Origin of the sequence: Elioraea sp. (assembly GCF_051860475.1) — a bacterium.
Classification (GTDB): Bacteria; Pseudomonadota; Alphaproteobacteria; order Acetobacterales; family Acetobacteraceae; genus Elioraea.
The window spans coordinates 1-11,833 of sequence record NZ_JBHYDW010000138.1 but is presented as its reverse complement, the minus strand read 5'-3'; the positions used below and the strand labels follow the sequence as shown (position 1 = coordinate 11,833).

The following is an 11,833-nucleotide window of genomic DNA, read 5'->3' as shown; positions in this document are numbered from 1 at the left end:
GCCCCGGCGGGGTGTTCGGGCTCTGGTCCAACGAGGCGCCCGACGACGGCTTCACCACGCGGCTCGCGTCTGTCTTCGCCGCAGCCCGTGCCGAGCCCGTGACGTTCCACAATCCGTTGCAGCACTGCGCGATGACGCAGACGGTCTATCTCGCGCGCGCGTCTGGATGAGCGACCTCAAGCACGAGGAGCGGTTCGACGCGGTGCTCGCCGCGCTGCGCGAGGCAGGCGCCACCGCGGTCCTGGATCTCGGATGCGGCGACGGCGCGCTGATCCTTCGGCTCGCGCGCGAACCGGCGGTGCAGCGCGTGTTCGGCATCGATCTCTCGGAGGCCGCGGTGGCGGCGGCGCGCCGGCGGCTGCGCGGCCAGCCCGCGGGCATCGCAGGGAAGGTGACGCTGACGCAGGGCTGCATGATGGACCCTGCCGCCGTGTTCGCCGGCTTCGACGCCGCTGCGCTGGTCGAGACCATCGAGCACCTGCCGCCGGATCGGCTGTCCGCGCTCGAACGGACGGTGTTCCTGCGCGCGCGGCCCGCCATCGTGATCGTCACCACGCCGAATGCCGAGTTCAACGCGCTGCTCGGCGTGCCGTCGCACCGCATGCGCCACCCCGGTCACCGCTTCGAGTGGGACCGCGCGACGTTCCGCTCCTGGTGCCGTGGCGTCGGTGCGCGGACCGCCTACGCGGTGGCGTTCGAGGATGTGGCCGGGCGGCATCCGACACTGGGCGGGCCGACGCAGATGGCCGTGTTCCGGCGCGAGGACAGCGTGCGCGGCGCCGGCGGATCGATGACGACCCCGACAAGGGGTTGCACGTGAACTTCGAGAGCGACACCGCGCCCAAGATGGTGCACCGGTTCCACCGGATCGACGCCCAGCCCCTCATCACGAAGACCTGCCAGTTCCCGGACGGGGTCTCACGGTTCGACGCGGAGGAGCAAGTCAAGCGGATGTGGTTCTCCTGGACCAGGTTCCACAAGGACGCCGACACGTTCATCAAGCGGTTCGTCAAGGGCTCGACCGATGGGACCGTCTCCGACCTGCTGACAGACGCCGAGAGCTGACCGGCCGCCGGGTCGACCTGCGCCCGCGGTCGGCCCCCTCAGCCCCAGGCCAGTGCCGCCATGTACCCGTAGCCGGCCGCAAGCGCACCGAGGCCGGCGAACAGGAGATAGGCGGCGAACACGCGCGGCGTCACCAGCGCCCAGACCGCCATCGCGGCGGGGATGCTGGTCACGCCGCCGGCGAGCATGAAGGCGAGCCCGACCGCGGGGCTCATGCCGAGCCCGATCAGCCCCGAAACCAGCGGGATCGCGGCGAAGCCGTTCAGATAGGCCGGCACGCCGAGCGCGACCGCGAGCGGCATCGCCCATGCGTTGCCGTCGCCGAGCAGCCGCGCCACCGTCTCGCCCGGAACCCAGACCACCATCAGGCTCTCGATCAGGAAGGCGAGCGACAGCCAGCGCAGCAGGAACCAGCCAGCGCGGCCGGACTCGGTGACGAAGACCTGCGCGCGCTCGGGCTCGCTCCAGAAGCGCCAGACCGGGGCAGGGGGCTTCAGCGAGCGCTTCGCCCGGCAGGCGGAGGGCCGGCCGACCGTCGGGCGCAGCGGATCGGCCAGTCCGCCCGCGCCGACGATCGCGAGCGTGCCGAACCCGCCGAGCAGGCCGATGCCGATCGCGGCGAGTGTCTTGGCCATGGCGAACTCGAACCCGATGGCGCCCACCAGGATCGCGAACTGGTTCGGGTCCATCAGCGGGCTGGCGAGCCAGAACGCCATCACCGGCGCGATCGGCACGCCGGCGGCGAGCAGCCCCGCGATCAGCGGGATCACGCCGCAGGAACAGAAGGGCGAGAGTGCGCCGAAGCCGGCCGCGGCAAGGATCGCCACGGTCTCGCGGCCCCGGAAGGCGCGCGCGACCTGTTGGTCCGCGCCCGTGGCCTTGGCCCAGCCGGCGACCAGCACCGAGATCGCGAGGAACGGCGCGATCGAGGCGAGCGCCGATCCGAGAAAGCGCAGGCTGGCGAGCGCCTGACCCGGGGCCGCCGCCAGCAGCACGATCAGCAGCACCGCGATCGCGAGCAGCACGCGGTCGGCGCCGCGGAGCCGCGCGCGCCAGTTGGGCTTCGGCGGGATCGCGGCCTCGATCGCAGGTGTGGTGGTGGTCATCGGGTCATCTCCATAGGACCAGAAAAGTCGTTGTTTCCGGGCACAAGACGATCATGCCGCATCGCGCGCCGTGCCCGCCGCGGCCGGCAGGCCGGTGCAGCACTCCTGGCGCAGGAAGGCGATCACGTCGGTGACCGCCTCGAAGCACGGGCGGCAGAGTACGGTCCGGCCATCCTTCGTCTGGGTGACGAGATGCGCCGCGACCAGCCCGCGCAGGTGGAAGGCGAGGGTGGAGGCCGGCATGCCGAGATGCGCCTGGATTTCGCCCACGCTGAGGCCATCAGGCCCAGCCTTGATCAGCAGGCGCATGATCTCCAGCCGGGCACGGTTGCCGAGTTGGGCAAGTTTGTCGGCGGCCTCGTCGAGCGTCATGGCTTCACCATGCCAGCGTCCGGGAGCAAATGCAACCATATTTCCGGTTTTACCGTGATAACGGCCGGTCCAGCCATGTCTTGTGTGCCGATTTCCCCACCTCCGCAGCCCGTGGTATACGCGGCGGCCCGCCGGGATGCGGGCGCGAGGACTCCCCAGATGGCCGAGACAGGAACGAAACCAGCGGTCGCGATCGGCGCCGATCACGCCGGGTTTGTGCTGAAGGCGGCACTCGCCGAGGCGCTGGTCGCGATGGGCCATGAGGTGCTTGATCTCGGCACGGACGGCACGGCCTCGGTGGACTACCCGGATTTCGCCCATGCCGTGTGCCGCGCGGTCGCCGAGGGCCGCGCGCGGTTCGGGGTGCTGGTCTGCGGCACCGGCATCGGCATGTCGATCGCGGCGAACCGTCACCCCGGGATCCGCTGCGCGCTCGTCCACGACGCCACGGGAGCGCGCCTCACCCGCGCGCACAACGATGCCAATGTGCTGGCCATGGGTGGCCGCATGACCGGGGTCGAGCCGGCGCTCGATGCCCTGCGTGCCTTCCTGGCCACGCCCTATGAGGGCGGCCGGCATGACCGCCGCGTCGCCAAGCTGACGCCTGCCATGGAGTCCGCACGATGAACGTGACCACCCCGCCCGAAAGCCTGACCCGCTTCTTCTCAGCCCCGCTCGCGGAGGTCGATCCGGCTGTGGCCGAGGCGATCGCGGGCGAACTCGCGCGCCAGCAGGACGGGATCGAGCTGATCGCCTCGGAGAACATCGTCTCGGCGGCGGTGCTCGAGGCCCAGGGCTCGGTGATGACCAACAAGTACGCTGAAGGCTATCCGGGCCGGCGCTACTACGGTGGCTGCGCCGAGGTGGACAAGGTCGAGGTGCTGGCGATCGAGCGGGCGCGCAGGCTGTTCGGCTGCGCCTTCGCGAACGTCCAGCCGCATTCGGGCGCGCAGGCGAACCAGGCGGTGATGCTGGCGCTGCTCCAGCCCGGCGACACGATCCTCGGCATGGACCTCGCCGCCGGTGGGCATCTGACGCACGGCGCCTCGGTGAACCTCTCGGGCAAGTGGTTCAAGGCAGTGACCTACGGGGTGCGGCGCGAGGACAGCCTGATCGACCTGGATCAGGTCACCCGGCTGGCCGCGGAGCACCGGCCGCGGATGATCGTGGTGGGCGGCAGCGCGATCCCGCGCGCCATTGATTTTGCGGCATTCCGAAAGATCGCCGACGGTGTTGGCGCCTTCCTGCTCGCCGACGTCGCCCACTTCGCCGGGCTGATCGCAGCCGGCATCTATCCGAGCCCGTTCCCGCACGCCCACGTGGTCACGACCACGACGCACAAGACCCTGCGCGGCCCGCGCGGCGGCATGATCCTCTCGGACGACGAGGCGCTCGGGAAGAAGATCAACTCCGCCGTGTTTCCGGGGCTGCAGGGCGGTCCGCTGATGCACGTGATCGCCGCCAAGGCGGTCGCGTTCGGCGAGGCGCTGGCGCCTGCCTTCCGTGCCTACCAGAAGCAGGTGCTGGAGAACGCCCGCTCGCTTGCCGACGAGCTGCTGACCCAGGGCTTCGGCGTGGTCACCGGCGGCACCGACTGCCACCTGATCCTGGTCGACCTGAGGCCCAAGAACCTGACCGGCAAGGCGGCCGAAGCGTCGCTCGAACGTGCCCACATCACCTGCAACAAGAACGCGGTGCCGTTTGATCCTGCCAAGCCGATGGTGACCTCGGGCATCCGGCTCGGCTCGCCGGCGGCGACCACGCGCGGTTTCGGTGTGGCTGAGTTCCGCGAGGTCGGGCGGATGATCGGCGAGGTGCTGGACGGGCTCGCGACGTCCAACGACGGCACGAACGACGCGGCCGAGCGTGCAGTCGGCGAGCGGGTGAAGGCGCTCTGCGCGCGCTTCCCGGTCTATCGCGGCTGAGCCGGCCCCGATGCGCTGTCCGTTCTGCGGCCATGACGACACCCAAGTGAAGGATTCCCGCCCCACCGAGGACGGGGCGGCGATCCGGCGACGGCGCTATTGCCCGGCGTGCAGCCAGCGCTTCACCACGGTCGAGCGCACGCAGCTCCGGGAACTGACGGTGGTGAAGAGCGACGCCCGGCGTGTGGTGTTCGATCGCGACAAGCTCGCCCGGTCGATCCGCATCGCGCTGCGCAAGCGCCCCGTGGACGACGACAAGATCGAGCGCATCGTCAACAGCATCCAGCGCCAGCTTGAGACCTCGGGCGAGAGTGAGATCCCGTCGAAGATGATTGGCGAGATGGTGATGGACGTGCTGCGCGATCTCGACCCGGTGGCCTATGTGCGCTTCGCCTCGGTGTACCGGGATTTCCGCGAGGCCAAGGACTTCGAGCGGTTCGTGGGTGCGCTTGCGGATGGGCGCGGGGATTGAACGGGTGTGACCGGCCCGCACCCAGAACCACAACCGCCCGCCGGCGCGGGGACGCCGCGTCGCCACCAGGTTCCCTCTCCCACGCTTGTGGGAGAGGGTCAGGGTGAGGGCGGCTGGGCATGACCGCCGCGGCCGACGTCGCCCATATGCGCGCGGCCCTCGCGCTTGCGCGCCGCGGCCTCGGCAATGTCGCGCCCAACCCGGCGGTCGGCTGTGTGATCGTGCGCGACGGCGCGGTGGTCGGCCGCGGCGGGTCCCACCCCGGCGGCCGGCCCCCAGCCGAGACCGAGGCACTGGCCCGTGCCGGCGAGGCCGCGCGCGGGGCCACCGCCTACGTCACGCTTGAGCCCTGCTGCCATTGGGGTCGCACGCCGCCCTGTACCGACGCGCTGATCGCCGCCGGTATCGCCCGCGCCGTCATCGCGCTGCGCGACCCCGATCCGCGTGTGAACGGCGAGGGGCTCGACCGTCTGCGTGCAGCCGGCGTCACGGTCCAGGAGGGTGTGCTGGAAGCCGAGGCGGCGCGGCTGAACGCCGGCTTCCTCTCGCGCGTGCGCGCGGGCCGCCCGCTGGTGACGCTGAAGCTCGCCACCACGCTCGATGGGCGCATCGCCGCCTCCTCGGGCGAGAGCCGCTGGATCACCGGACCCGAGGCGCGCCGCCTCGCGCACCGGCTGCGCGCGCGCCACGACGCGGTGATGATCGGCTCCGGTACCGCGCTCGCCGACGACCCGGCGCTGACCGTGCGCATTTCGGGCCTCGTGCCGCCGGGCCATCCGGGCCCTGTGCGCATCGTCGCCGACGGCCGGCTGCGCCTGCCGCTCACCTCCGTGCTCGCCGCCACCGCGCGTGCCGCGCCCACGTGGATCCTGACAACCCAGGGTGCGGACCGGCACCGCGTCTCCGCCTTCACCGACTGCGGCGTCACCGTCATCTCGATCGCCGCCGACCCGAACGGCCAGCCCGAGCCGCGCGCGGCCTTGCGGGCGCTCGCGCAACGGGGCATCACCCGCCTGCTGGTCGAGGGCGGGGCGCGCCTTGCCGCCTCACTGCTGCGCGCCGGCGTGGTGGACCGGCTGGCCTGGTTCCATGCGCCCGGCGTGCTCGGGGCCGATGCGATCCCCGGCATCGAGGCACTGGGGCTCGCCGGGCTAGAGGCGATGCCGCGGTTCCGCGTGGCGGACAGCCAGACGGCGGGGCCCGATCGCCTGACGCTGTTGGAACGGGAGTAGCGCGATGTTCACGGGGATCGTCACCGATCTCGGCACGGTGCGGACGATCGAACCCGCGGGGCAGGGGCGTGACCTCCGCATCGTCATCGGCACGTCCTGGGACACGGGCGGGATCGCGCTCGGCGCCTCGGTCGCCTGCAACGGCTGCTGCCTGACCGTGGTGGAGAAGGGCGACGGCACGCTCGCCTTCAACGCCTCCGCCGAGACGCTGGCCAAGACCACGATCGGCCGTTGGCGTCCGGGGACGGCCGTGAACCTCGAGCGGTCCCTCCGTCTTGGCGACGAATTGGGCGGCCACCTGGTGCAGGGCCATATCGACGGCGTCGGCACGGTCGCCGCGGCGATCGCCGAAGGCGGCAGCACCCGCTGGCGCATCCGCCCACCGCCGCACCTGATGCCGCTCATCGCGCCGAAGGGCAGCGTTGCGGTGGATGGGGTCAGCCTGACCGTGAACGACGTTGACGCAGATGCCTTCGGGGTCAACATCATCCCCCACACGGCCAGCGTCACCACCTTTGGCCGGATGAAGCCGGGAGATCCCGTGAACATCGAGGTCGATCTCGTCGCGCGCTACCTCGCGCGGCTGCTGGACGCCAGGAGCGCATAGGCGTGGACACCACACGCATCCATTGGACCGACGCGCTCTCGCCGACCGAGGAGATCCTCGAGGAGGCGCGCGCGGGGCGGATGTTCATCCTGGTCGATGACGAGGATCGCGAGAACGAGGGCGACCTCGTGATCCCGGCGCAGTTCGCCGACCCGGCCGCGATCAACTTCATGGCCAAGCACGGCCGCGGGTTGATCTGCCTCGCGCTGACCGGCGAGCGCGTCGAGCAGCTCGGGCTCAGGCTGATGGCGCAGTCGAACGCCTCACGCCACCACACCGCCTTCACCGTCTCGATCGAGGCGCGCGAGGGCATCACCACCGGCATCTCGGCGGCCGACCGCGCACGCACCATCGCGGTGGCGATCGACCCGACCAAGGGGCCGCACGACATCACGACGCCGGGCCATGTGTTCCCGCTGCTCGCGCGCGAAGGCGGCGTGCTGGTGCGCGCCGGCCACACCGAGGCCGCGGTCGATCTCGCGCGCATGGCGGGGCTGAACCCCGCCGGCGTGATCTGCGAGATCATGAACGACGACGGCACCATGGCGCGGCTGCCGGACCTGATCGCCTTCGCCCAGCATCATGGGCTGAAGGTCGGCACGATCGCCGACCTGATCGCGCATCGCCGCCGCACCGAGCGGCTGGTGGAGCGGCGCGCCGAGACGGTGATCGAGAGCGCGCATGGCGGAACGTTCCGGCTGATTGTATATGTCAACACGGTCGAGTACGCCGAGCATATCGCGCTGGTGAAGGGAGACATCGCCGCGCCGGGACCCGTGCTGGTGCGGATGCATGCGCTCAATGTGCTGACCGATGTGCTCGGCGACCGCGGCGGGTCCGACCTCGCGAGCGCAATGCGGATGATCGAACGCGAGGGCCGCGGCGTGGTCGTGCTGATCCGCGAACCGCGCCCGACCGCGATCTCCGAACGCGTCTCGCGTCGGGCCAACGGCGGGACGCAGCAACTCCGCGACTACGGTGTCGGTGCGCAGATTCTGCTCGATCTCGGCGTGCGCGAGATGGCGCTGCTGACCAACCACCCGCGGACGATCGTCGGACTCGAGGGTTACGGGCTCTCGGTCGTCGAGCACCGTCCGATCGCGCGCGAGGAGTGACCGTGGCCGCACCGCATGTCCTGATCGTCGAGGCGCCGTACTACGCCGGGATCGCCGCCGGCATGTTGCTTGGTGCCAAGCGCGTGCTCGACGAGGCGGGTGCAACGCACGAGGTGGTGCAGGTCGCCGGCGCCTTCGAGCTACCGGGCGCGGTGCGGCTTGCGCTGAAGGCGATGGCGCGCACGGGCGGCCCGCACTGGGATGGGTTCGTGGCACTCGGCTGCGTGGTGCGCGGCGAAACCGACCACTACGACCACATCTGCACCCAGGCCGCGCGCGGGCTGATGGACCTCACGGTGCAGTTCGCCGTCCCGGTCGCGTTCGGCGTGCTGACCGTGCACGACGTGGCGCAGGCCGAGGCACGCGCGCGCGACGACGAGATGAACAAGGGCGCGGAGGCGGCCAAGGCCGTGCTGGCGCAGATCGCGCTCGCGCGGCGCTGGGGGGTCTGATGGCGCGACCGAAACGTGCCTCAGCGCCGGCACGGCCGCGTACCGCCGCGCGGCTTGCGGCGGTACAGGCGCTCTATCAGGCCGAGCACGCGGGGATCAGCCCCGAGACCGCACTCGACGAGTTCGTCCGCCACCGGGTCGCCGGTATCGAGGCCGCCCCGCTTGCCGAAGCGGCGGTGGAGGATGGCAGGGCACCTGGCGCGCATGTGCCGCTGCTCGCCGCGATCGTGCGCGGCTGGGCCACCAACGTCGAGGCGCTCGACGGCGCGATCGCCGCCGCACTCGCCAAGGATTGGCCGATGGAGCGGCTCGATCCCGTGCTGCGCGCGATCCTTCGCGCGGCCGCGTCCGAGCTGTTCGATGCCGCCGGCGCGCCGGCGCGCGCGGTCATCAACGAGTATCTCGACATCGCCCACGGGTTCTTCTCCGGTGAGGAGCCGCGCTTCGCCAACGGCGTGCTCGACCGCCTTGCCCGGCTGATGCGCGCGCAGGAGTTCGAACAGGACCGGGCCGGCGCCTGATGCCGCTGCCCGGCGAGTTCGCGCTGATCGCCCGCCACTTCCGCCCGCTCGCCGAGGACGTGCCAGGCGCGCTCGCACTCGCCGACGACGCCGCGCTGCTCGATGCGCCGCCTGGACGGACGCTGGTGCTGGCAGCGGATGCGATGGTCGCTGGCGTGCACTTCCTGCCCGACGATCCGCCCGACACGATCGGGCGCAAGCTGCTGCGCGTGAACCTCTCGGATCTCGCGGCGATGGGAGCCGAGCCGCTCGGCTACCTGATGACGACCGCGCTCCCCCAGGACATGACGCCGGAGTGGCTCGATGAATTCGCGCGTGGCTTGAAGGAGGACCAGCGGGCCTACGGCTGCGGCCTGCTTGGCGGCGACACCGTCTCGACGCCGGGGCCGCTGACGCTGTCGCTGACAGTCGTTGGCACTGTCGCACCCGGCCGCGCGCTGACGCGGGCCGGCGCGCGCGAAGGCGATGCGGTCTGGGTCAGCGGCACGATCGGCGACGGTGCTCTCGGCCTGCTCGCACTTACGGATCGCCTGCCGGGAGTTGCGCAGGCGCACCGCGACGCGCTGGCGGACCGCTACCGCCTGCCGCGACCGCGGCTCGCGCTCGGCCGCCGCCTGTTCGGCGTGGCGACGTCGTGCCTCGACGTCTCCGACGGCCTGGTGCAGGACCTCGGCCATCTCTGCCGCGCGGCGGGGCTCTCGGCGGACATCGACGCTGACGCGGTGCCGTTGTCCGAGGCCGCGCGCGCCTCCGCCGCGAGCGATCCCGCGCTGCTCGCGCGCTGCCTCACGGGCGGCGACGACTACGAACTCGTTTTCACCGCGTCGGAGACGACGGTCGGCACGCTCGAACGCCTCTCTGCCGAAACGAATGTTCCGCTTGCGCGCATCGGCCGCATGACGTCCGCTGGTGAGACCGAGGTGCGCGCGCTGCGCGACGGCGCGGCGCTCGCGCTGGGCGAGACCGGGTGGAGCCACGTCCGGTGACCGCGCTGCGCGAGCCGAGGCGTACCGTCTGGCTGCTGTTCCTTGCCCAGGCGCTGAACCAGTCGGCGATGACCGGCCAGGTGGCGATGGCGGCGCTGATCGGCCACGCGCTCGCCGAGGACAAGGCGCTCGCGACGCTGCCGATGGCCGTGCAGATGCTCGCCACCATGTCGGTGTCGATCCCGGGCGTGGTGATCTTCGGCCGGCTCGGGCGCCATGCCGGGTTCATCGCCGGCGCGGCCGCCTCGCTGATCGCGATGGGTGTGTTCTTCACCGCCCTCTGGATCGGCTCGTTCCGGCTGTTCCTGCTCGGCTGTGTGTTCTCGGGGGCCGGCTTCGGCATCGCGATGTACTACCGCTTCGCCGCCGCCGAGGTGTCGGAGCCCGCCCACCGAGCGAAGGCGATCAGCCTGGTGATGGCCGGCGGCGTGATCGGCGCGTTCCTCGGCCCGACCGTCGTCAAGCTGACCAAGGACGCGTTCGCGCCGGTGCTGTTCGCCGGCACCTATCTCGCCTTCGCCGCGATCCCGATCCTGACCGCGCTGCTGGTGAGCGCGATGCGCCTGCCGCCGGCGCCGCACATCGCGGGCTCGGCGCCGGTGAAGCTCGGCCCGATCCTGCGCCGTCCGGGTGTGATCGTCGCGATCCTCTGCGCGGTGGTCGGCTGGGACACGATGAACCTGCTGATGGCGGTGACGCCGCTCGAGATGATGCTGTGCGGCTTCACCGTCAGCGACAGCTCCACCATCATCCAGTGGCATGCGGCGGCGATGTTCGCGCCGTCCTTCGTCACCGGACATCTGATCACTCGCTTCGGGCTGCTGCGGGTGATCGGCGCCGGCGCGGTGCTGACCGGCGTGTGCGCCGCGATCGCGCTCTCGGGCGAGACCTTCGCGCATTTCTGGGTAGCGCTGGTCCTGCTCGGGATCGGCTGGAACTTCATGTTCGTCGGCGCGACGGCGCTGCTCACCGCCTCCCACACGGCGGCCGAGCGGACCAAGGCGCAGGCGGCGAACGACGTGATCGTGTTCGGGTCCGTCACGATCACCTCGGTCGCCTCGGGCGCGATCCACCACCTGTTCGGCTGGGCGGTGCTGAACCTCGCGGTGATCCCGGCCCTGATCGCAGCCCTTCTCGCGCTCGCCTGGCTCGCACGGCAGCGCGCCACGGTGGTCCAGCCCGCGTGAGGCAGCCCTGCCCGGGGGCCGGATTGCGCCTCCGGGACAGGTCTGGCATACCGCGCCCGCCTCGCGGCGCCGTGACGCGCCCGCGGGCCGGGAGGCGCGCCCGCCTCGCACCCCGCGCCTTGAACGACCAGCACCGGATCGGATGCCGCCCATGATGACCTTCCAGTTCATCCTCGTGATTCTCTGCGGCCTGTTGGCCGTGGGGTTCGGCGCCTACGCGAGCAGGATCGTGCTCGCGGCACCTGCCGGCAACGCGCGGATGCAGGAGATCGCGGCGGCGATCCAGCAGGGCGCCCAGGCGTACCTGAACCGCCAGTACACCACGATCGCGGTCGTCGGCGTGGTGGTGACAGTCCTGCTCGGGGCCCTGCTCTCACTCTGGTCGGCGATCGGCTTCGTAATCGGCGCCACGCTCTCAGGCGCGGCCGGCTATATCGGCATGAACGTCTCGGTGCGCGCCAATGTCCGCACGGCGGAGGCCGCGCGGCAGGGGCTTCAGCCAGCGCTTGACCTCTCGTTCCGCGCGGGCGCGATCACCGGTCTGCTGGTGGTCGGCCTCGGCCTGCTCGGCGTTGTCGTGTACTGGGCGATCCTGGCCGGCGCCGGCGTCGATCAGCGCATCATCCTCGAGGCGCTGATCGCGCTCTCCTTCGGCGGCTCGCTCATTTCGATCTTCGCCCGTCTCGGCGGCGGCATCTTCACCAAGGGCGCGGATGTCGGCGCCGATCTCGTCGGCAAGGTCGAGGCCGGTATCCCCGAGGATGATCCACGCAATCCGGCCGTGATCGCCGAC

Annotated in this window: 15 protein-coding genes; 13 read left to right on the top strand and 2 right to left on the bottom strand. The window is 71.3% G+C overall.

What is annotated here, in order from left to right:
- Nucleotides 1–166 precede the first annotated feature (166 nt).
- Together ACTIFU_RS19130 and ACTIFU_RS19125 are read left to right on the top strand one after the other, a co-directional pair.
- Nucleotides 167–820, top strand: coding sequence for a methyltransferase domain-containing protein (locus ACTIFU_RS19130; RefSeq protein ID WP_439579917.1), 654 nt, complete (start codon nt 167–169; stop codon nt 818–820).
- Entirely contained in the window at nt 817–1,065 is a 249-nt protein-coding gene (locus tag ACTIFU_RS19125) for a hypothetical protein (protein WP_439579916.1), read from the top strand. The genes ACTIFU_RS19130 and ACTIFU_RS19125 overlap by 4 nt, the downstream gene beginning before the upstream one ends.
- A gap of 38 nt (nt 1,066–1,103) precedes the next feature.
- Here ACTIFU_RS19125 and ACTIFU_RS19120 read toward each other — a convergent pair whose 3' ends face one another.
- Complete coding sequence (locus ACTIFU_RS19120) at nt 1,104–2,171, bottom strand: permease (protein WP_439579915.1); 1,068 nt, start codon at nt 2,169–2,171, stop codon at nt 1,104–1,106.
- Between the two features lie 51 nt (nt 2,172–2,222).
- Nucleotides 2,223–2,543: an ArsR/SmtB family transcription factor gene (locus tag ACTIFU_RS19115; protein WP_439579914.1), complete on the bottom strand. Its 321-nt coding sequence runs from the start codon at nt 2,541–2,543 to the stop codon at nt 2,223–2,225.
- A gap of 159 nt (nt 2,544–2,702) precedes the next feature.
- Between ACTIFU_RS19115 and rpiB the strand changes: the two genes are divergently transcribed.
- The 11 genes from rpiB to ACTIFU_RS19060 all read left to right on the top strand — a co-directional run.
- Nucleotides 2,703–3,170: a ribose 5-phosphate isomerase B gene (gene rpiB, locus ACTIFU_RS19110; protein WP_439579913.1), complete on the top strand. Its 468-nt coding sequence runs from the start codon at nt 2,703–2,705 to the stop codon at nt 3,168–3,170.
- Nucleotides 3,167–4,468 carry a serine hydroxymethyltransferase gene (gene glyA / locus ACTIFU_RS19105; protein WP_439579912.1) on the top strand — a complete coding sequence of 434 codons (1,302 nt, stop codon included), beginning with the start codon at nt 3,167–3,169 and terminating at the stop codon, nt 4,466–4,468. The genes rpiB and glyA overlap by 4 nt, the downstream gene beginning before the upstream one ends.
- A gap of 10 nt (nt 4,469–4,478) precedes the next feature.
- The gene (nrdR, locus tag ACTIFU_RS19100; protein ID WP_439579911.1) at nt 4,479–4,940 is read left to right on the top strand and encodes a transcriptional regulator NrdR; all 462 of its coding nucleotides are present in this window, start codon (nt 4,479–4,481) and stop codon (nt 4,938–4,940) included.
- Between the two features lie 119 nt (nt 4,941–5,059).
- Nucleotides 5,060–6,172: a bifunctional diaminohydroxyphosphoribosylaminopyrimidine deaminase/5-amino-6-(5-phosphoribosylamino)uracil reductase RibD gene (ribD, locus tag ACTIFU_RS19095; RefSeq protein WP_439579910.1), complete on the top strand. Its 1,113-nt coding sequence runs from the start codon at nt 5,060–5,062 to the stop codon at nt 6,170–6,172.
- A 4-nt stretch (nt 6,173–6,176) separates the two neighbouring features.
- Nucleotides 6,177–6,779, top strand: a complete 603-nt coding sequence (locus ACTIFU_RS19090) for a riboflavin synthase (protein WP_439579909.1) — start codon at nt 6,177–6,179, stop codon at nt 6,777–6,779.
- Between the two features lie 2 nt (nt 6,780–6,781).
- Entirely contained in the window at nt 6,782–7,894 is a 1,113-nt protein-coding gene (gene ribB, locus ACTIFU_RS19085) for a 3,4-dihydroxy-2-butanone-4-phosphate synthase (protein WP_439579908.1), read from the top strand.
- 2 nt (nt 7,895–7,896) lie between these two features.
- Complete coding sequence (gene ribH / locus ACTIFU_RS19080; RefSeq protein ID WP_439579907.1) at nt 7,897–8,346, top strand: 6,7-dimethyl-8-ribityllumazine synthase; 450 nt, start codon at nt 7,897–7,899, stop codon at nt 8,344–8,346.
- Entirely contained in the window at nt 8,346–8,867 is a 522-nt protein-coding gene (gene nusB / locus ACTIFU_RS19075; protein WP_439579906.1) for a transcription antitermination factor NusB, read from the top strand. Before ribH ends, nusB begins: the two co-directional genes overlap by 1 nt.
- The gene (gene thiL, locus ACTIFU_RS19070; protein ID WP_439579905.1) at nt 8,867–9,853 is read left to right on the top strand and encodes a thiamine-phosphate kinase; all 987 of its coding nucleotides are present in this window, start codon (nt 8,867–8,869) and stop codon (nt 9,851–9,853) included. The genes nusB and thiL overlap by 1 nt, the downstream gene beginning before the upstream one ends.
- Complete coding sequence (locus ACTIFU_RS19065) at nt 9,850–11,040, top strand: MFS transporter (RefSeq protein WP_439579904.1); 1,191 nt, start codon at nt 9,850–9,852, stop codon at nt 11,038–11,040. The genes thiL and ACTIFU_RS19065 overlap by 4 nt, the downstream gene beginning before the upstream one ends.
- Nucleotides 11,041–11,191: 151 nt before the next feature.
- On the top strand, nt 11,192–11,833 hold a 642-nt coding region (locus ACTIFU_RS19060; protein WP_439579903.1), incomplete at its 3' end, for a sodium/proton-translocating pyrophosphatase.